General features: G+C 60.5%; 24 protein-coding genes. 1 reads left to right on the top strand and 23 read right to left on the bottom strand.

The genetic code is table 11. From position 1 onward, the window contains the following. From ABF859_RS09515 to ABF859_RS09410, 22 genes are all read right to left on the bottom strand, one after another. Complete coding sequence (locus ABF859_RS09515) at positions 1-1,239, bottom strand: hypothetical protein (RefSeq protein ID WP_415527538.1); 1,239 nt, start codon at positions 1,237-1,239, stop codon at positions 1-3. Positions 1,240-1,281: 42 nt separating this feature from the next. Continuing rightward, positions 1,282-2,448, bottom strand: coding sequence for a baseplate J/gp47 family protein (locus ABF859_RS09510; RefSeq protein WP_415527537.1), 1,167 nt, complete (start codon positions 2,446-2,448; stop codon positions 1,282-1,284). A gap of 17 nt (positions 2,449-2,465) precedes the next feature. Next, a complete protein-coding gene (locus tag ABF859_RS09505) occupies positions 2,466-2,825 on the bottom strand; it encodes a phage tail protein (RefSeq protein ID WP_415527536.1) in 360 nt (119 codons plus the stop codon). Then, a complete protein-coding gene (locus tag ABF859_RS09500) occupies positions 2,822-3,445 on the bottom strand; it encodes a baseplate assembly protein (RefSeq protein ID WP_415527535.1) in 624 nt (207 codons plus the stop codon). The genes ABF859_RS09505 and ABF859_RS09500 overlap by 4 nt, the downstream gene beginning before the upstream one ends. After that, entirely contained in the window at positions 3,442-4,503 is a 1,062-nt protein-coding gene (locus ABF859_RS09495; protein WP_415527534.1) for a hypothetical protein, read from the bottom strand. Before ABF859_RS09495 ends, ABF859_RS09500 begins: the two co-directional genes overlap by 4 nt. After that, positions 4,500-4,712 carry a hypothetical protein gene (locus tag ABF859_RS09490; protein ID WP_415527533.1) on the bottom strand — a complete coding sequence of 71 codons (213 nt, stop codon included), beginning with the start codon at positions 4,710-4,712 and terminating at the stop codon, positions 4,500-4,502. Before ABF859_RS09490 ends, ABF859_RS09495 begins: the two co-directional genes overlap by 4 nt. A gap of 4 nt (positions 4,713-4,716) precedes the next feature. Then, positions 4,717-5,631 (bottom strand): hypothetical protein, encoded by a 915-nt coding sequence (locus tag ABF859_RS09485; protein ID WP_415527532.1) that lies wholly within the window; start codon positions 5,629-5,631, stop codon positions 4,717-4,719. An 18-nt stretch (positions 5,632-5,649) separates the two neighbouring features. Then, on the bottom strand, positions 5,650-6,168 hold the full coding sequence (locus ABF859_RS09480; RefSeq protein ID WP_415527531.1) for a hypothetical protein: 519 nt from the start codon (positions 6,166-6,168) through the stop codon (positions 5,650-5,652). Between the two features lie 505 nt (positions 6,169-6,673). Beyond that, complete coding sequence (locus tag ABF859_RS09475) at positions 6,674-6,991, bottom strand: hypothetical protein (protein WP_415527530.1); 318 nt, start codon at positions 6,989-6,991, stop codon at positions 6,674-6,676. After that, the gene (locus tag ABF859_RS09470) at positions 6,988-7,413 is read right to left on the bottom strand and encodes a hypothetical protein (protein WP_415527529.1); all 426 of its coding nucleotides are present in this window, start codon (positions 7,411-7,413) and stop codon (positions 6,988-6,990) included. Before ABF859_RS09470 ends, ABF859_RS09475 begins: the two co-directional genes overlap by 4 nt. Beyond that, positions 7,414-8,901 (bottom strand): phage tail protein, encoded by a 1,488-nt coding sequence (locus tag ABF859_RS09465; protein ID WP_415527528.1) that lies wholly within the window; start codon positions 8,899-8,901, stop codon positions 7,414-7,416. Between the two features lie 95 nt (positions 8,902-8,996). Then, entirely contained in the window at positions 8,997-9,980 is a 984-nt protein-coding gene (locus ABF859_RS09460; protein WP_415527527.1) for a hypothetical protein, read from the bottom strand. Positions 9,981-9,990: 10 nt separating this feature from the next. Next, a complete protein-coding gene (locus tag ABF859_RS09455) occupies positions 9,991-10,590 on the bottom strand; it encodes a hypothetical protein (RefSeq protein ID WP_415527526.1) in 600 nt (199 codons plus the stop codon). Positions 10,591-10,600: 10 nt separating this feature from the next. Further along, on the bottom strand, positions 10,601-11,002 hold the full coding sequence (locus ABF859_RS09450; protein ID WP_415527525.1) for a hypothetical protein: 402 nt from the start codon (positions 11,000-11,002) through the stop codon (positions 10,601-10,603). A gap of 52 nt (positions 11,003-11,054) precedes the next feature. Next, a complete protein-coding gene (locus tag ABF859_RS09445; RefSeq protein ID WP_415527524.1) occupies positions 11,055-12,434 on the bottom strand; it encodes a DUF4043 domain-containing protein in 1,380 nt (459 codons plus the stop codon). Positions 12,435-12,504: 70 nt separating this feature from the next. Further along, entirely contained in the window at positions 12,505-13,020 is a 516-nt protein-coding gene (locus ABF859_RS09440) for a phage scaffolding protein (protein ID WP_415527523.1), read from the bottom strand. Then, positions 13,017-14,435 carry a portal protein gene (locus tag ABF859_RS09435; protein WP_415527522.1) on the bottom strand — a complete coding sequence of 473 codons (1,419 nt, stop codon included), beginning with the start codon at positions 14,433-14,435 and terminating at the stop codon, positions 13,017-13,019. The genes ABF859_RS09440 and ABF859_RS09435 overlap by 4 nt, the downstream gene beginning before the upstream one ends. Positions 14,436-14,481: 46 nt before the next feature. Further along, positions 14,482-15,795: a phage terminase large subunit gene (locus ABF859_RS09430; RefSeq protein WP_415527521.1), complete on the bottom strand. Its 1,314-nt coding sequence runs from the start codon at positions 15,793-15,795 to the stop codon at positions 14,482-14,484. Next, entirely contained in the window at positions 15,779-16,147 is a 369-nt protein-coding gene (locus tag ABF859_RS09425) for a hypothetical protein (protein WP_415527520.1), read from the bottom strand. Before ABF859_RS09425 ends, ABF859_RS09430 begins: the two co-directional genes overlap by 17 nt. Positions 16,148-16,299: 152 nt before the next feature. After that, positions 16,300-16,647, bottom strand: a complete 348-nt coding sequence (locus ABF859_RS09420) for a hypothetical protein (protein ID WP_415527519.1) — start codon at positions 16,645-16,647, stop codon at positions 16,300-16,302. Between the two features lie 216 nt (positions 16,648-16,863). Next, a complete protein-coding gene (locus ABF859_RS09415) occupies positions 16,864-17,382 on the bottom strand; it encodes a hypothetical protein (RefSeq protein WP_415527518.1) in 519 nt (172 codons plus the stop codon). Further along, on the bottom strand, positions 17,382-17,687 hold the full coding sequence (locus ABF859_RS09410; RefSeq protein WP_415527517.1) for a transcriptional regulator: 306 nt from the start codon (positions 17,685-17,687) through the stop codon (positions 17,382-17,384). The genes ABF859_RS09415 and ABF859_RS09410 overlap by 1 nt, the downstream gene beginning before the upstream one ends. 111 nt (positions 17,688-17,798) lie before the next feature. Between ABF859_RS09410 and ABF859_RS09405 the strand changes: the two genes are divergently transcribed. Beyond that, positions 17,799-18,191, top strand: a complete 393-nt coding sequence (locus ABF859_RS09405) for a helix-turn-helix domain-containing protein (RefSeq protein WP_415527516.1) — start codon at positions 17,799-17,801, stop codon at positions 18,189-18,191. Positions 18,192-18,733: 542 nt separating this feature from the next. Here the strand turns inward: ABF859_RS09405 and ABF859_RS09400 are convergent. Further along, a complete protein-coding gene (locus ABF859_RS09400; protein WP_415527515.1) occupies positions 18,734-20,248 on the bottom strand; it encodes a replicative DNA helicase in 1,515 nt (504 codons plus the stop codon). Between the last annotated feature and the right edge of the window lie 3 nt (positions 20,249-20,251).

The following is a 20,251-nucleotide window of genomic DNA, read 5'->3' as shown; positions in this document are numbered from 1 at the left end:
TCAGCCCCCGGCCTGGGCAGGGCTCATCAGCGGGATACGATAATCCGCACCATTGATATTGATATGCAGGAACCCACCGTCCGCAACAGTCGGCATCGTACCCCCCATCCCCGTAACCGGCGACGTGATCTGCAGTTCTCCACCACTGGCCGGAAACAGACCCAGATTTCCGGAACCTCCCGACCCTTCCTGAACATACAGACCCGCCGCCTGCGTTCCCGCCCCGGCCTGCACCTGAAGCGCGTTGGTCGGGCTCTCCATGCTGGCAATCGAAAAAAGCGTTTCTCCCTCGATATTGGCAAACAGGATTCCGTTATCGGTAAATTCCTGCCGCGTCCCATTGGACCGCTCCGTCACCGTCGAACGGACAAACGCGCCCACATTGGCACCCGCCACACCGGAAACGGTCTCAGGAGTATGCCATTCAACAGCCTGATTGCGTCCCAGGGAAACAGCCGAGGCGTATCCAGAATCCTTCCCGTCCGTGCCCGTCAGAGACTGGGCCCCAAAGACAATGCCCGTCTGCCAGGAGTTCGGGTTGGAAACGAACACCATGCCCGCTGCGGCATCCGAAGTACCCGAAGTCTGGCCACCTCCCGCTCCAAGCTGGATCCCGTAGACACCCCCGCCCACATTTGGCGCATAAGGCGTCGACTGCCCCACAGCCAGCCCGCCAAAATTGACCGCCTCGAGCTCCATTCCGAAAGTCGGCTGATAATCCACCCCGGCCATCCGCCACGCCTCGCCATAATAGGCATAGGCTGTCGTGGTCGTGGGATTGGAGGTGTCATCGGAGATGCCCCATGACGCCACCCCGATGGAACTCGGCTGAAAGCCCAGCACCGAAGAGCCGCCCAGCGCATCCGACGTCCGCGAACCCGCCACAAACGCACTGTTGCCAAACTGCGCAACCGATGCGCACTGGGCATCCTGCAACGCCCATGGACCGATCGACGTCGCCGCCATGGTCTTCGACAGCCAGTCATCCTGCGAAGAACTGGCCCGGTCACTCAGAGCCGGATTTTCCGCCGCAACCCCGACCAGAAGCCGGTCCGCAAACCGTTTTACCTGTGCGCCCTTATCCGCATAGAACTGACCACTGGCCTCAACGCTGACAGGCGCCTCGATCACCTGCGCCACAGTGGCCGTAACCGTCCGCGTTCCACTGGCATCCGCCAGAACAAGAACCTCTTCCCCCGTCAGGGAGTCGAGTTTCGGATATGTATTAAAGACAGCCATGAGAATTCCTCATCCCTACCGACAGATTCAGACTCCGAATCCTCAGCCCTGAGTGACGTTGATCTGAATGTTTCCGACCACGAGAGCCTGATTGCCATTGGCAGGAATATCGGCCTGCCCCCCGTTCAGACGCACATTGAGAACCGACGTCACGGAGATTCCCGCACCCGCATAGGCCAGGTAAGAGAGCCGACTGTACGGATATCCATCACCCACCGACATGGCGGCAATATCCTTCGATACGACGGACTGAATCGCACTCACCGCCGACTGAACCAAAACAGAGGACGGCACCACCACATCCATGGAAACATTCACACCCAGAACCTGGGGGGCCTGCACGCCAAACCCGACCCCGAGCGCCCGGACCGAATCAATGGCGTCATAAACGTCCGACAGGAGCTGATCTGAAGGAACCCCACTCCCGTCATTGAGCACGGCCGTGAAATACCCACTCCGTGCCCTTCCCGCCGCATCGATCCCATCCCGCAGGGAGTAGCTCAGATCCGTCTGGACATTGGCAATGGCATTCCCCACCGCCGCCCTGCTGGCAGAGGCCTTGGCCGCCAGCCAGAGGGGAAAACGCGCCCTCAGCTGACTGTCCGTTTCCTGATCGGAACCATTGAGAAAAGGGGCGGTATTCGTCACGGTATCCAGACCCGATACCGCCGTTCCCATCAGACAGATCGCACCGACCGGGACATTCCCCGCCGCTCCCGCCAACTGACACGAAACAGGCACCGACAGCGTCGAAACCCCGGCGGCCCGCACATATCCCCCGGCAGAAGCAGACCATGTCGGCAGGGACTGATCCTGCGTCACGGCAAAAGAGACCCCTCCCACCGTCCGCACAATGACCCCAGGTGGAACAACCGCTGACTGCTCGCTGGCCATGAAAGACGTGAACGTCACAATTCCCGTCGCCGGCGTGCCCGGCAGCCGGGTCATGCCGAAATCATTGACGAAACTGTCGCAATCGGAGCCCGTAGACGTCGCCAGACGCGTCCGCAGCAGCGACTGCAACACCAGGTACTGCAACCACAGCCCAACCCCGCCAACACTTTCCATCAGGGCCCGAACAGGAGAGCCTACGGACACGTCCAGCAACTGGGAACACGAGGCCTGCGCCGTTGTCACGGCTGCGGAAACAGTCGTGGAAAAAGAACGTAAGGAGAGAGACATCGCATCCTCTTGGAGCGGTTCAGTCATGTGCCGCTCTCATCATTTCAGTAGGAAAAAGACAGGCTCTGCTGCTGGCGGGATCCGGCATCGACATAGGACACGTCACATCTGCACACGCCGGTCCCCTCATCCGTCACGGTGACACTCACCGCCTGCGATGAGTCCACACCCGCATCCGCCTGGACCTGCGCCCGGATAACGGATTCCATCGCTTCAGGCGCAATGACCTGCCCGACCATGAGCGGCAGTCCCACGCCATAATCGAGCTGCCAGACATAATCCCCCGCAACCGTCAGCAGACGCCTCAACACGCCCTGCCGCGTCAGTTCCGTGCCGGACACCGTCTGGAGCGTACCCGCCTGCAGCACCAGATCATTCCCGAAAACATGCGAAAGAGCGATCATCCCAGTGGCCCTCCCGTTTCCTGACTTCCTGCCAGATGAACATGTCCATTGAGGGAATGCTGGTCCGTACGCACATCGCCCCCCGACACCCTCAGTCCGGCCGACGTCAGAGTCATCCCGGTTCCTCCCACAGAAAAACTGATCTCACCGTCTTTCAGGGCAAACCGCGCATTTCCCGCGCCCACAGCAATCCCGGACCGGCCGACATGCAGCCAGCCAGCCCCTGAAGAGGACGCCCCAGAAGCTCCGGACGAGGTCAGGGGAGGCAGACCACATCCTCCCCTGACAAGCAGTTCTCCCGGCTGTGCAACAGCCCCGGTCAACGGAGAAACCGGCGCCATCACCACCGTGTCGAACACACAGCCCGTCACAACCAGATGCTCGCCATCCCCTTCGACCGGCTGCAGAACGACATGCGTCCCCGGAGAAGACGGACACGCAATCCGCAGATCGCCCGCATGCACCCCACCCGCATCCGGAATCCAGCCCGTTTCCACGTTTTCAGGCTGAATCCGGACCTTTACGGCATGATTGACAGGATCAACGGCCGAAACGATCCCAAACATCGTATGCGCCATCCTGCCCTGCAGGGCAGCAGCATCAAAACGGGCATCATTCATGTTTTCTCTCCGCGATCCCTCAGGACAACCTGCTGCACAAATCCCTTCTCCACGGAAAAACGGGAGATCACCTGATCAATTCCAAGGGTTTTTTCCCCCTTCCCGGCCACGACGGTCATGAAGTCCCTTGGCGCAATCCCGATGACGCCTGGAATCCTGACCCGGACAGACAACGCATGCGCCGCAATACGCGCATGTTTCCCCCGAGCCAGCCTCTGCAACTCGTCCAGCCGTCGGCCGGGAACCCGGAATGTATGGAGACTGGCATTCCCTGCCGGAGGCTCCTGGGAAAACGAAACGCCATCATAATAGATCTGCGTCGTACTTCTCTGCCGTGAATCCCAGGACGCCATATGCACAACGACACCGGACAGCAGTTGCAGATCGCGCGCAATGCTTGTTTCGAGAACGGCATGACGCATATCCGTAACCCGCGCACCTGCATCGGAAGCCGACCCCAGTGGCCGACAGACCAGAGACGTTCCATGAGCGTAAAGATCGCAAAATGCATCCCGCGAAATCGTAAATGCAAGATCCGCCGCCGTCTGAAAGCGATGCTGCCCCATCAGGGCACCCCGCTTATGCTCGATCTGCCAGAACTGACCGGCCATAAGCGTCGCCTGATCGGGAGGCAGCGTGACCGTGGCTTCCAGACCCGCAGCTTCCGCCATAATTTCCAGCAACTCCTGCTGGGTATGATTGAGCCACGCATCCTGAACACGCAGGTCCATCAGAGCCGCGAGCGCATCCCGACATTCCATTTCCAGACAGGCATGCTCGGCCGCATATTCGAGATGATCCAGCCGGCCTTCAAACAGCGTCGTCCAGGACGATGCCACATTCTGCGTATCCCGCATCTGGAGCGTCACCCATTTCCGCGCAGGCTGCTCCGCTTCAAACCACAGGTTCTGCTGCCCCTGATTCCGGACCGCAAACCGCAATGACGCAACATCACACGCTTCATAACGGCTGGCATCGACCTCGAACTGCACCAGCGCCAGAACAGGATCGACCTGCCCGTCGAAAAGAACCTGAACCTCCAGGTTTCTGACGCTCATTTCTGCACTCCATCAGGCAGACCGGACACCAGATCGCGCTCAACCGACGGAACCTTCAGCACGACCGTTTCAGACAGCCTCCCCAGATCCGGATCCGTCATCCCGTTGACCTGCGCAATCCTCCACCACTGGGACGCATTCCCCAGTTCACGCGCCGCCACATGAAACAGGGAAATATCCGCAGCACTGACAATAATATCCTGCATCATCCCCTCATGCGAAAACGGGCGGCACAGACGTCCCCTGCCCCTGCGCCACGGCAACATTCGCCGCGGCCCGATTGACCAGACTCCCCGCATCCGTCGCAGCACTCAGAAGTGCCGCGTTCTGACCCAGAGCATTCAGCGAAACACTGTTGACCGGCTGGATGGCTTCAACATTCTGCCCGGCCCCGGTAATCACGGACTGCAAACCACTGCCCGCATTTTCCAGTCCACCCGCGACAGACGAGAGTGCGGAAGGAACGGTGGCCAGATTCATGCCACTCTGCGCCACACCATTCACCGTCCCCAGAGCATCCGTCACCTTCGCGGCAAAACCCCCGGCACCAACCAGACTGGCCAGCGGCATGACCTGTCCCACAACCGAGGACACCTGCCCCGCCGCCGTGAAGACCCCTTCGGAAACATCCGAAACAACGCTGGAAAAACCATCCAGCGCGCTCCCCACATCATCGCCAAGCAAACCGGACAGACTGCCTGACGTCTGTGCAAACGTCGTCTCCTGCGGCCTCTCAAGGATCAGCGTATAGGAACAGACAGCCCCCTTGGCCTGATAGACATACTCAAACTGGGCGATCCAGACCTGCACGGACAGACCCGCCGCCGAAAAAGCGACCTGCTGCCCTGCCATCCGCATACGCTCGACCGCCTGCGCCCGCATCTGCGCATCCGGCCCCAGAAACCGCCCTTTCAGCTCCAGACGCCCCGGGTCGTTCCCCAGCGCATCCACAACCCGGCCCCCACCGGGCAGACGATGCACAACCAGCATCTGCCGGCCGCCAACCTGAAGCGTGTCAGGAACCTCAATTCCCGTCAGAACCAGACTTCCCAGGATGACAGGTGACGATGATCCCAGCCGTCCTACCGCGCCAATGGCATTTTCTATGTCAGAAAGGCCAATACCCATCAGGGAACATCTCCTCTGTCAGAAAAATCCGATACTTCGGCCCGGATACTGAGGCTGCATGATTTCATCCACACCACCGCCGGAACGGCGCGCAGCCAGACGGGACCGGCGATTGTCCAGCGGGAAATCCCCGCTCCTCACCTCATGATCCAGACGTCCCCGCGGCGCCTCCGGCTCACGATGACTGCCCGGTTCCAGAAAGACCTGACGCCGGTCATGCTCCCGCCCGGTTCCTGCATACGATTGGCCGCCGACAGCCTGCTTCCGAACCGGCGGCACACACACCGCTCCAGTCTCCGCCGTTACCGCCCTTCGCACAACGAAAGACGCCGCACCCCGCACATGTCTCCGCGCTTTCCGTACCACAGCCGCAACCGGCGCCGGAGACCTGACGGATGACGTGCCCCGCCCGACCGCAGGAGCAGTCCGCTGCGGCATCCCCCCACCCCGAACCCGTTTTTCACCCGTCTGCGACATCCGCTTCAGGGCAGCCATCACGCCCGGAATAGCGGCAATCCGACCTTTTTTTTTCGCCACCTTAGGAACAGATCTCACTGAAGACCGCACCGGCCGGGAAATAACGTCCATCGAACGCCCTGCCCGGCGGCCGGGACATAACGGCGAATGAAACACATGCCCTGCTTCCCGGACACGACCCCTCTGCGGCGCATCAGCAACCCTATGCTTTGCCCTGAAAGCCCCGTTCCCGATCGCCAAACCAGAGCGCTCCCGTACCCGGGGCAGCGTCACCCCGGCAGGCCGCTTCAGCCGTGGAACCGCCGTAACCAGACCAGACCTTCGTGCCATTCCTCTGGAAGATCCGACAAAAAACGTCCTGACCGAGAGAATATTCCGCCAGATGCTCTCCCGCATCATCCTTCTCCCCGATAACGCATCATTCCCCAGTCAAAACAATGTCCTTCCCGCTCTCCGGTAATGACACATGCAGCCAGACGCCGCGCTCTCGACCATCCCCGCAACACATCCCACGGCACCCCGTGATCCAGCAGATAAAGCATCTCCTGGAACCCGGAGTGCCGACTCAGTTTTTTGCGACGTCCCTCAGGTCTTCATCCGCATCACGCTCGAACAGCGGCGTCAGGGCCGCAATCCCCGCCTTCCCGACACGGCGCGCCAGATCGCGGATATCGTCCTTGGTCTGCGGCATCTGAACCGGCACGCCATCAATAGCCGTTACCGAACAGATCATTTCGGCATAGCCCAGCCACGCCGATGCCGAAGCCCCGTTGATCGCACTCCCCGCCGCCTCGATCAGATCCAGCATGTCCGCAGGATCAATCTCACGCAGCGTCAGCCGACGGTTGTCTGACAGGACCATCTCTTGCGGAAAATCACTCACGAAATCTTCGTCCTCGTAGAAGCAAAGAACTGCACCGTCTGATGGATCATGTGATCCGCCTGCCAGGGATCACTCTTCAGCTGCATGGACACATTGCTGAACTCCCAGGTGCTGGTCGACCCATCCGGTTCGGTCACGTACTGATAGATCGTCCCGCTGCCGACGGTCCCGGCATTCCAGTACGCAGCCTCGACAGCCGCCACCAGATTGTCCAGCGCCGCATTCGCCCGGGCAATCTGGAACACACCCCGCCAGCCATTCGGCACATTGAACTCCAGCGGCACCCCGTTCAACGGATTGGCGCGCAGAGCCTGCGTCTCCTGCGCCGCGCTGAAGGACGTGACATCCCTCAGATCAACCCGCTGACCATTCCAAAGAACGGTAATCCGGCAATCCCGGCCAATGCTGTATGGATTTGCCATTTAGCCGACACTCCCCGAAGCGGACGACACAGTGACGGACGCCCCGCCCTGCAGATTGACGATGAATTTCTCGTTGATGCCCTGGTACCGCACCGCCACATCCGCCTGCACATAGCCCAGCGCTGTGCGGGCCTGCGGATTGTTGCCCGCATCACAGACCACACTATAAGGCAGCTCACCATTCTGAACGCCCAGAATACCCTGCGACAGCAGCGAGGACAGAAAGCCCAGAAGCGTCGAACGGATATCGCTGAACAGCGTGTCATTGATGACCTGACCGACATAACCGCCCATGCCCCCCGCAAGCGAAGACGCAATGTAGTTTGTCAGGCGCGTGTAACTGTCACCGTTCATGGTGCTCTTGCTGGACGAATTATGCCCACACCGCACCGCCCAGTAGGCTCCACCCGGCGCCGGATTGCAGATCACATCAATCCCGGCCGTAAACAGCACCGACAGTTCAGCCGTGGAATAGGTCGCACTGCTACCCGTCAGACCCGCCTTCTGGCTCCCCACGATCCCCGACAGCGCCTTGTTCAGACTGGACTGCTCCGGCGAAAGCGCCGCCAGCCGCCCGCCTGCAAACGCCTGCGGACTGACCAGCATCACGCCATTGCTGTCATCATTCCACCACAGCCAGTCACCGAACATCAGCTTGACCGAAGCCGCATCCAGACCACTCGCGGCCTTGACCGCAATCGCATTCGTCACCGTATCGGACGCCGGCCCCACCGCAATCATATAGACCCCTTCGGAGGTCCCGAAAGCCGCCTGAGCCGTATAGGACGTACTGTCCGCCACACCATGCAGCAGCGCCACCGCACAGCCCTGCCCGCGCAACGCATACATGCCGGTCCGGACCGCGCTGTCCTGCCCCAGGAACTGCGCCGTCGTCGGCACGCCACCATCCGTGCCCCCCGCAAGCGTCACACTTGCGGCCTCAACGGCCGGAACGGTTTCTGGCAACACGACCTTCACCAGCGCGCCCAGATCCTGTGACACAGCCGCGGCAATGGCAGACCAGTCCGCCCCCGCATAGGTCGCAGAACCAAGCTCGGCATGCGTAACCGCAAGCGCATATCCGGAACCCGTCGCCGTCACCGCCGCCACAATCCCGTTGCCCGCACTGCCCGTGCAGACCGCCTGAATGTTCACACCATCAAGCGTTCCGGAAGCCGCCACATCCGTCCCGTCCGTCACCCGCACGACTACGAAAGCCGAAGCGCCCTGCATCACGGCGATATTGACCGCCAGACCCGCATCCGTCGTCCTGTTCTGCTTGGCCCCGAACGCCGCGACATAGTCGCTCATGCCCCCGATCGGCAGCGGCATCCCCACCGGCCCCCAGCCGGCAGTGCCCACAATGCCCAACTGCGAAGACGATGCTCCCGCCAGGGCCAGCGTCTGCGGCTGGGCAATCTGCACATAAAGATTTGGCACGGTCAGTGCCGTGGTATTCAGCGTTCCCGCCTGATAGACCAGAGACATCCCCGGATCGCTCTCCAAAATGCAGAAAGCGGGCGCCTCAGACAGAAGCCACCCGCTTTCCTGATGAAATTTCAGCCCTTTGACTCAGCCGCGCGTCAGGCGGCGGCAACCACCGTCCCGAACCTGTCAACACCCAGGCCCGGATAGGCCGAAGCTGCCGCCTGCGCCGCAACCACCGCCTGCATGGCCTCCAGAGCCGCCGTCACCGTCTGGTTCGCCGCCCCCGGAGCCAGCGCTCCGAAAGACGCCGCAAGCCCGCCCTCTCCAGACAGATTCCCGATGCCACACAGCATTTCGGACGCCCACTGCACCTGCAGGGTGTCAAACACCAGCTCATAGAAATAATCCCGCCGGTACAACGCCTCGTTCTGCATCGTGTCGACGTCTTCCACGCTCTGGAACCGGAGCTGAGCCTCCCGCCCGTCCAGAGTGCTGATCCAGCTCTGCTCCGCCAGCGCCGTATCCAGAACGGACGCCAGCGTCTCCCGCGCCGTCGCATCCGCAGTCCAGATCGAAACCCGATAAAGCTGCGCCTGCCGCCGCGTTACCCGGACCGACTGCCCATACCCACCGGCGTGACCGTTCAGGACCCGTCCCGACACACTGACCTTCGCACCCTTCGACACACCGCCCGACAGCGCAGCAGCCAGAGCGGCCGCAACCGTCTCAGGCGTATCCTGCGCCGTCACTGCATAAGCGGCGGAAGGCGCGCCCCCATGCGGCGTGTCATCCAGCCAGACCGCCACAACACCCGCCGGCGCGTCCTCACCGGAAAAGACGATCTCCACCACCCCATCCGTCACAACGACCCCGACCGTAGGAACAACCTGCTGCTGTACCCGCCAGGGCCGCCCCAGAGGTTCCGCCCATTCCGGCATCTTCCGCGGCGCCATGGTAACGGTCACGAAATCGATGTTGCTGCGAATGTTCTGCGCCGCGAAAAGATCACTGGGTAACAGCCATCCCCGCCGCAACACCGCCTGCCGCCCCGTCACCGAAGCGCCTGACAGACCCTCCGGATACAGGATCTGCGCACAGTTAAAGGCAAGCGCCAGCCCGACCCTGGAGGCATCCGCCATTCTTTCCTCCTCAGACCTGCTGAAGCGACATGGTACACCGGATACCGAACCCGGAAATTTCCACCGCATTGATCGTATACGTCGTGCCCAGATCGGACGTGACCGTCATATAAGGCGTCAGCACCACACCCGGCAGAAGCGGAAGATACATCACGGACTGGCCCGGCCGGGTCGCCCCCGGCACACCACTCCCCGAAGATTCCCCCTTTGCCCGCATGATGATGGCCGCCGGACACTCCGAGACCAGCGTCTGCACTGTCCCCGTAACCCCGCTGACCGACACGGTCCGGCTGCACACAACACACAAAGGCGGCCGCAAAGGCTCCACGGACGCCACAAAATACGTCCGCCCGCTCGCCACAAGGATATCAGCAACCTGCGTATCATCCCGCCGATCGGTAAGAACATATTCCGTCGGAATCCCCCATCCGATCGGCCGCGCAAACGAAAATCCGGCATCAACATCAAAAGCCAGCATGGGCTGCGCATGAAGGGTCTCCATCGGCAATAGCCCGCCCACAGGACGATACTGCTCCCCCGAGGCCCCAAGCACTCCCGCGGCTTTTGCATATCCCCGGGAGAGCCTGGCCGCGATCATTGCCTGCTGCACATTGCTCTCCTCAAACCACGATCGCCCGGCCGTCCTGCAATTCCAGACCACCCGTCACGCCCAGAAATGCACACAGACGCCGCCGCCACAGCGTGAACAGCATCACCCGGTCCTGCACTTCCCGACCATTGTGATACCAGCCCGCCGCCCGCGCCGTATCCAGATTGTCCGACGACGCCGTAATCGCAGTTTCCAGCGGATAAAGCTGCGCCAGATAAAGCCGGATCTGCTGAAGCTCAGCTCCGGACAGACAGTTCATCCGCCATTCCAGCGCCCCTTCCACCTGAAAGAAACGCCAGGATTCCTGATTGCCTTCCCGCGACCCGATCGCGGGATAACCACAGAACCGGCGAATATCCATTTTCTCTCCTTCCGAGAGAATATCCGTCGATAAACCAACCGTTCCGGACATGTCATTCTCCCCGCAAGAGAGGCCCCCGCCAAACAGACAGGGGCCGGAAAAATCAGAACGTCAGACCAAGCGCATCCGTCCCAAGGCTCTCGATCACGACGCCACGCTTGAGGTAGCTGTTCGTGGCCGTCGGAATGACCGTCATGTCTGCCGTCACATCGGTCGGCAGTGCAAAACCGCCAATCCAGTACCAGGACTGCGCAATGATCTGGCGCAGACGATCCAGCGGCTCACGCGTCACCATCGCCACGCTGTCCACCATCTCGATCAGCGCCCGCTCCGCATCCGGAATGTCGGAATGACCCGTCAGCGCACAGTCCCCCTCAATCAGCGCACCCTGACCCAGCAGCAGCGCACGGTGAATGGAACCAGCCCCCAGAGACGCCTGCTGCGGCGCTTCCGTCGTCGGGATGAACCGCACACCCAGAAGCTCGATCACCTGCCCGGAACGATACTCTTCCGAACCATAAGCGCCACGATACAGATGCTTGAAATCCGGATCGCGGAACAGCGACAGAAGCTGCAGGTCATCAAGATAACAGTGATACGCACCATTGATCATCGGCACGTTGTTGCGCCGCAGCGTCGCCACACCGGCCAGAACCTGCTGGATACCCAGCGTATCCGCCAGACCGCTCGTGCTGGCCGTCTGCAACGCCGCCGTGGTCAGACGGCCGTTCGGACGGATCACCATCGGCGCCGTGGACGCCACAACCGCCTGGCCTTCCGTCCCATCCGCAACCGAGACAGACGCCGAGAACGTCATCTGACCCGAAACACCGCCCGGCGCCGTGGAGACATTCGTCCCGTCCGCCGTCACGCTGACAAGCGTGTAAACATCCCCACCTACCGTCACGGTCATGCCATGCGTCGCGCTGATCGGCGTCACCTGACCGTTCACGATCACGGACTGGAAACCGCGGATATCATCAACAGCAATGGTATTGTCATCACTGCCCAGCGTCGCCGTCACACGCGTATTGCCGCCCAGGTAACCACCCACACCATTCTGCGCACCACCAAACAGCGTATTGCGCGCCAGACGGTCCAGGGACTGCATGGCCTGCACGCCATTGGTGTTGGCATTGGCCAGGAACTGCGACGCAATACCCACGCCACTGGTGACCATGTTCAGATCGATCGTATCGCCATACTGGTTGATGGAGAGCGTATACTGCTCGATCGACCAGCCGGACGGGCTCAGACCATTGTCGAAATTTGTATTGCCCGTCGGATTCAGCGGCGTCGTCACCGGAGCCTTGAGGCTCTTGCGGGTTTTCGTCAGCGTCTCACCGATGGCATTCGGGAAAACCTCACGATCGGCAACCTGCCGGAACCCCAGCCGGGATTTCAGACCATTCTCGAACTCGCGGGCCAGAAAACCCTGCTGAATGGCGGCCTGAAGCTGAACAGGAAAATTATCAATGCTCATGTGTTTTTTCCGTAAATGTGTTTTCTGAACCCGGCCTGCCATCAGACCCGGTCAAATATCGTCCCGGACCTCAGCCCTGGGCCAGAAACTGCCATTTGCGCGCTTCGTAATCCGCCTCACTGACGGCGCGCGCATTGAACGGTTCGATCCCACCCGGGCGCGGCGCTGCCTGCCCGACCGTGGTCCCGCTCGAATATCCGGGCCGCAGCACCTCGCCGAACAGATAGGCCCGCTCCTGACGGGCCTGCTGCAAAGCCTCGGCCACACCGAGCACAGAACCATCCTCGCCCCGATTGATCCCTTCCAGATCAATCAGCCGCACGACATCATCAGGATTATGCGCACCATTGCGGATCGCCTCCGCCCGAAGCGCCGCCACGATAACCTCCCGGTCACTGTCCTGCCGCACCCGGGCCAGCGCTTCCTCATGACTGCGCTGAAGCGTCTCCTGCCGTGTCACAACATCCGTCATTTCCTGACGGACCGCCTCAACCTCGCTCCGCGCTTCATTCAGCGCCTGACGCAGAGCCTCCACATCCTCAATGGTGTCATCAGTTCCGGACATCATTCCCCCGTCAACACTCATGCTTGTTCAGAAGCACACCATTGCTCCAGCATTTTCCATTCCGCATTCGGATCAGAATTTCCCGATGCCATCGCAAACATCCGAACCGCCGTCTCGCGGCTCAGAATTCCATTGGACACAGCCGTCACCAGCCCCTGCACCAGCGACAGAAGCTCCGGATCCGTAGACGGAAACCACGCCGGCCACCGCAGGCTCATGCGGCAATACGGCAGATCCTTGACCAGCGATCCCCCCAGCCGCAGTCCGTTTTCCAGAACACAGGAAAACCGGCACGCCATCCGGTAAATCGAGAGCAGCGCCCCCTCCCCGTAGGAATGGCGCAGACGATCCACCAACCAGATCAGCGGCTGACACATCATCTCCATGGCCTTGCCCGACTGCGCACCACCAACCCGGTCACCATGAGCCCGGTTGCCATGCAACTGCTCCAACACCACCAGACGCAGTTCCCGATAATGATCGAGCACCGCCCCCGCTGCGTTCCCGTTGATTTCCAGCAGTTTGGCATCACCCTCGGGCGGAAGCGTCAGAGCCGAAGCCGCCCCGCCCTGATGCGCCACCCCGTCTGAAAATCCGCCCGTTTTCAGAACCAGCGTCGGATCGGACCCGTATTTCAGTCCCCGTCCGGCCTGAGACAGCAGATAATCTGCCTCGATGACCGTATCGATCGCCCGCTCGAACGTGCACTCACCCTCAGGATCACGCCCACAAGGCCCGCCCAGATTGCGTATCCACACAATGGGCACGAACCCCAGCCCATGCCGAACGGAGCGGCTCTCGTCCCGAACCCCGCCATCCATCCCCACCAGCCAGGGCACGGACACCGCACAATCCAGCGGCGTCCAAACCCGCTGCCACCAGAACTGCGCGCCCAGAAGCTCATCCGAAATCGGATAGCCCTGCATCGCCAGATCCCGGCCCCGAACCAGAAACCGCTCCTCAACCCGAAGCAGCTCCCCCGTCGCATCATCCCAGAACGGCGTCAGATACGCCGTTTCCAGAACGGACAACTTCGGAACCCCGGCAGAAACCTCGAACAGAATCGCAACCGACCCCACCGCCCCCAGCCGCGCAGCTTCCATCAGAAGCGACGCCAGCCGGGTCTGAGACGCAAACGCGCTCAGGGCATGTGCCACACGCGAATCATCCGTCACCAGACCCGGCCAGTGCGTATCCCCGAACAGGAGCGACACCGACTCATCCACCACCGTCCGGCACAAATTCGTACGAACAGAAGGACGCCGGCTGGACAGCGGGATATATTCCCCCGCCCCCGACTTCTCCATCGAGAACGGATGCGGCAGCGCATCATACTGCGTCCCGTCCAGAACACGCTTGAGCGCCAGCAGCCGCGCTGTCCGCGCGGACGCACCCGCGGGAACAGCGTAACGCTGTTGCAGGGACAACCAGTCCATGTGTTCTCCATTGTTTCAGGCCGCAATTCCGACCCGAACGGTCGGTTCAGCGCGCCAGCGAAAATCCAGACGAGCTCCAGCCCGTCATGCCGCCATTCCCGGCAAGCATCAGTTCACTCAGCCCCCAGACCATCGCATCCGCCCGGTCCGGAGACCGTGGCCCGCGATATCCACTGACCGAGAAATGACAGAGCTGATCCTCCAGAGCCGTGAACCGACCATGATGAACAACCCTGCCAACCTCGTAGAGTGCCGCAACCGGCTCCGCGCGCGCCGCCTTGCCCCGCGCCGCCGTCACCAGCTTGACGGAAGCATGCGCCCGCACACTCCGGATCGTGCCCTCTACCAGAGCCCCCCCGAAGTTCCGCTCCGCAACAATGCGTTCAGCACCCCATTCATCAAATGCCCGCAGGGCCCTGGCAGCCCAGCCCGCCGGACTATCCCTGGCAGACAGATCTTCCAGAACATGCCCCACACCAGCCGCATCAACGCCGCAGACCACAATCCCGATCTCGTCGGACCTGTAATCTTCCGGTCCCGCAGCCCCCGAAGGATCAACAGACACCAGAATACGCCGCATCCGAGCCGCCACATCCGCCCGGCTCTGAGACGTAATCGCCGCCTCACGCCGGAACATCTCCAGCCGCCACAGCGCCCCTTCGACAACCGATTGATATTCACCATAAAGAAACCGCCGCTTTTCCCGCTCAGGAAGCGCTTCAAGACTGGCGAGATAATCCTCGCTCAGATTATCCCGGTTGGCCTGCGGATTCAGGATCATCGTCGCATAGAGCGACCGATCCCTGACCGGTTCCCCCGACTTGGGCTCGATCCCGCTTTCGAAAAGCGCATAAAGCCAGTGCCCCATGCTCGGCGGATTGGCATCAATATATTCCTTGACGGCAAGACCCGTCTTCTGCGCCAGACGCGTCAGAAGCATGTTCCGCGCGCCATAACTGATCTGACTGGCCTCGTTCAGATAAACCGTCGCAAACTCCAGACCCAGGATCTTCTCGGTCCGCTGCTCGTCATCCAGCCCTCCGAAAAAGATCGTCGATCCATTCGGAAACGTCACAACACAGTCCTGCCGGTCCAGCTTCCACCCGACCTGCGGAAAACACATCCGCATGACCTTCGGAAACGTGTCCCGCAGAACCGACGCCTTCAGCGCCGTCAGACGATGGCGAAAAATACCATGCCGACTGTCCGGTGCCTTCAACGCCCGTATTACAACGGCCCGAACCAGAACAAAGGTCTTCCCCGACCGCGACCCGCCCCTCAGAAGAATATGCCGCGCCGGCCCACCCAGCAGCCGCACCGCCTCACGCTGCGAATCATTAAGCCTAAAGGGCGCTGTCATCACTGCTGATGCTGATCGAAATCGTTCCCGACCGCCCCTCGGGCTCCATACCCGCCCTGAAACGGGACGGACGATGCGCCCGAAGCAGAAAGGCCATCAACCCGTCACTATACCGTTTGCGGACAATGGGATTCCCCGTCTCCGGATCGCAGATCACCCGCCCCCCATAAGTAACGGGCTCGTCATATCCCTCGACGGCCCTCCGCCGTGCCTCCGCCTCCAGAGCATCCGCGGCCTCCTCAAGCGCATCCTCCCACCGGGCAGAAAATTCCTTGTCCGTATCTTTCCACAGATACAACGTGCTGCGCTGTACCTCGGCAACACGCCCTGCTTCCGAAATATTCCCACTCACAGACAGATGTTCCAGAAATCTCTTCTTCCGTTCCCATGACTGTTCCCGTCGCAAGGAACACCTGCCAGATACGTCTTCATCCATCTGCTTCAACCTTTTCCCTGGCACCCGGCTTCCGGTCCCGCCTCCCGGACCGACCTGGAAACCCACCATCAGCCTGCCCTCAGCGAAGCCTCCCTGCGGCTCATCATCATGCCCCCCTCCAGCCACACAGCCCGGACCGGCATGTGCCGCGAGCGAACCCGCTGTCCCGATCCTTTCCGCGCCAGAGTTTCCACATTCCGCTGCGTCTGCTCCCGCTCCGCCCGCGTCGCCACACGGGCAACAGTTTCCGGTGCAACCCGTCCGATCACCCGAACGGACGCTGCCGATCGCTGACAGGGAATGGACCTGCACCGCACATCCAGACGTGACAGACCCGCATCCACCAGTTCATGCCATTCCAGCACGACATCCGCCCGATGAACCGGCTCACCTTCATAGACAAGCGGACAGCCCACAAATGAACCCGAACTTTCCTGAAGAACAATGAATGTCTGCCGACCAGACAGGACAATGCTGCCAGAAGAAATTTCACATTTTTCCATAATTCAGGAAACTTCCAAAATAAAAGCCGACCTTCTTGCGAAAGGCCGGCTTTGGATTTCATGTCGTAATTCTTCAGTATGCATTTTTTATAACAAAACCGCGTTCAAATATCAAGCGACAATTTATCGTTAACCGGATTTTTTCCTGCGGTTCTTTTTGGACATCGTCTCATAAACATGCGCCAGTTGCTCCAGAAGCAGCGCACACTGAGCCGAAACCTTCATCCGTGCCCGCCCTTCCGACAGGGCAGGATAGAGATGCCGCGCCATCGCCGAAAAAGACATCTCACGCGCCAGAAGCATCTCAAGCCGAACATGTGCCCCAAGCCCCAGCATGTCGCGAATCTGCGAGATCCGCGCGGAACACTGCCCCCGCCCCATCATCCAGGTGTGAATATCCCCCCGCTCCCTGACACGACCGTCAGACGGCGCCTCTTCCACAACCCCCAGGGACGCAAAGACATATTCCCGATACCAGCGGTCCGCCGCCGCCAGTTCATCGTCTCCGATATCGCCCGCGTCATACATGGACTGCACCGCATTCACGACCCGGAACGTCTTTTCGACCTCACGGATCTCAGAATGGCGATACCGCTCCACAGTCGGCCTCACCACACCGTCAGGGATTTCCCGCGCCATACCCAGCATCAATTGATCTCCATGCCGGACTCACGACCGCCCATTGGCTGCAACCCCGGAAAAACCGGCACCAGATCCGCACCCCACAGCGCATTCCAGCTTACAGGATGCCCCGCGGGAAGGGCCTCGGCCGTCTCCCTGTCCGTCACCGTCCGGGCCCGCGACGAAGACACGCCGGATGTTTTTCTGGCAGAACGTCCCCGTCCCTTGCGAACACTTCCCTGCTCCGGTAGCCAACCATCCGAAGCAAGCATGGCAGCGAGAGCGCTTGCGGAGACCCGACGGGGTACGGAACCTGACTTGACCTGCCTCATCTCAACACCTTTATCAATACAGAACTGTTACCAACTTTGGCAAAATGCCACAGCGTGTGATAAAAAAAACTTCTTCTGGATTTGGCATAAAGCCATTGCTAAAAAGGCCGCATGGCCAAACACAAGCGCCCGGACTCTCTGACTGCACTCCAACGAGCCATCGGAACTCGCATTTCCTGGGCTCGTGAACTCGTCATGCCCAACCAGAGCGAATGCGCCCGCCTGCTGGGCGTCGACGCCTCCACTCTCAACAAGATCGAACGCGGGGACCGCGCGCCCAGCGTCTTCCTCATCGCGGCGCTCTCGAACCGCCTGCGCGTGTCGACAGATTTTCTTCTGAAAGGCGTCCTGAACGGTCGTACCGACGAAGAACTGGCCCTGCGGCTGGCTGCCCTGCACCCAGAGTTGGTGCTCCAGCGGCAAGACATGGCTCCGAACACGGACAGAAACACGTCTTCCGACATACCTGATCCGCCCAAGAGACCAGATGAGGAGATCCATTAGTGGCCGTTTCACTGGTTTCCGTACGCATTCAGGCGCCCCCATTCGATACGACACGATCAGTTCGCCTCATCGATGGAATGAACAAATCGGAAACATCCCCGGTCATCAGATCGTCTGAGTTCATTGACCGGCTCCCTTCCTTCCCCGTTGATCGTCCCCATGACAACCACCGATTAACGATAAATTAATGGCACTGTGCCACTGGGTCAAGGAACAAATGTGGCTTTGAGCCATTAACACTGGTTTTAGCTGCCGCCAATTTTCCGCATTGCAGCCACAATCCCGCAACGCAGGCACGCTTTTTTCTTCAGGATTTCGCAAGAAACCACCTTGAAGAGTTTCATATTACGGCTTTTTCCAGAGACTGGATTTTGTCTCAATCAGTACTTGTCAGGTATTGATTTGAGGTTGCGGCGGTGCGTATCCCCCGCCGCAAAAACTCTTTCAAAAAAAATAACGATGATTTTTTGTATTTCCAGTGTTTTCGGATGGAGGTTTTCCCAGCCGCCCCCCCTCCTGCACAGACGGATCAACCCGGAGAATTATTCGTGAATGACGTCCAGATCCCCGAACCGGGTATATTCCCCTTCGAAATAAAGCTGGATCATTCCGGTAGGACCATGCCGCTGCTTCTCAAGAATCAGCTCGGCCTTGTTGTGCACGAGCGCCATCTTGCGCTGCCACTCTTCTGTCGCCACCTGAAACTTGTCATTGCTGTCGTAAGCACTGTCCTTGGGCTGACGCTGCTGCAGATAGTACTCATCCCGATAAACGAACATGACCGCATCCGCATCCTGCTCGATCGAACCCGATTCGCGCAGATCCGACAACATCGGCCGCTTGTCCTCACGCGACTCGACCTGACGTGAAAGCTGCGACAATGCAATCACGGGAACGGAAAGCTCCTTCGCAATGGCCTTCAGCCCCTGCGTGATCATCGAGATTTCCAGAACACGGCTGTCAGGCTTCGTCCCGATGGCTGGCCGCATCAGTTGCAGGTAATCCACCACAACCAGGCTCAGCCCCTGCGTCCGCGCCAGACGCCGACACCGGGTCCGCATGGCGGACAGGGAAATCGCCGGCGTATCGTCAATATAAAGCGGCAGCCTCTGAAGCTCGCGCGCAACCCGGACAAACCGGTCAAATTCCTTCTGCCCGATATCACCACGACGAATCTTCTCGCCCGAAACCTCGGCTTCCCCCGACAAAATACGGGTTGCCAACTGCTCGGACGACATTTCCAGCGAGAAAATCGCCACTGACCCTTTGGGCTTCTCCCCGCTGTCCTCGGCATCCCGCAAAATCGACCGAGCCGCCGAGAACGCGATCTTGGTCGCCAGCGCCGTCTTGCCCATCGCAGGACGGCCCGCAAGAATGATGAGATCGGAGGGATGAAGCCCACCCGTCCGCTTGTCGAAATCCCGCAGACCCGACGTCAGACCCACCACGTCTCCGGTCCGCTGATAAGCCTTGGTCGCGACCTTGACCGCCTCGGTCAGCGCATTGGTGAAGGAAACGAAGCCGCCTTCCTGGCCACGCTCGGTCGCCAGCTTGAACAGGGCTTCCTCGGACGCCGCAATCTGATCCGACCCATCAAGATCAGGCCGGGCGCCGAAGGCATTGTTGACGACCGTCTCGCCAATATCGATCAGTTGCCGCCGAACCCAGGCATCATGGATCACCCGCCCATAATCACCCGCATTGACGATGCCCACCATCGCCGTCAGCAGCTTGGCCAGATAGGCCGGCCCGCCCGCAGCATCCAGAACACCGGTATGCTCGAACTCCGCCCGCATCGTCACCGGATCGGCCAGTTGCCCCCGCTCGATCCGCCGCGCAATGGCTTCGTAGATCCGCCCATTGACCGGGTCGGAAAAATGAGCCGGTTCCAGAAAATCCGAAACCCGCTCATACGCCTTGTTGTTGGTCAGGATGGCGCCCAGAAGCGCCTGTTCTGCGGCCGTACTCGAAGGCGGGCTGCGCCTCAGCAGGACACCCAGATCCCCATCGTTCGAGGAACCCTCAGATACGGTCGGAAAGGAATGCGATTCGGTCATAGT

It is taken from the genome of Gluconobacter sp. (genome assembly GCF_047722525.1).
Lineage (GTDB): Bacteria > Pseudomonadota > Alphaproteobacteria > Acetobacterales > Acetobacteraceae > Gluconobacter.
The sequence above is the reverse complement of the archived record's forward strand: the minus strand, read 5'-3'. Positions and strand labels throughout refer to the sequence as shown.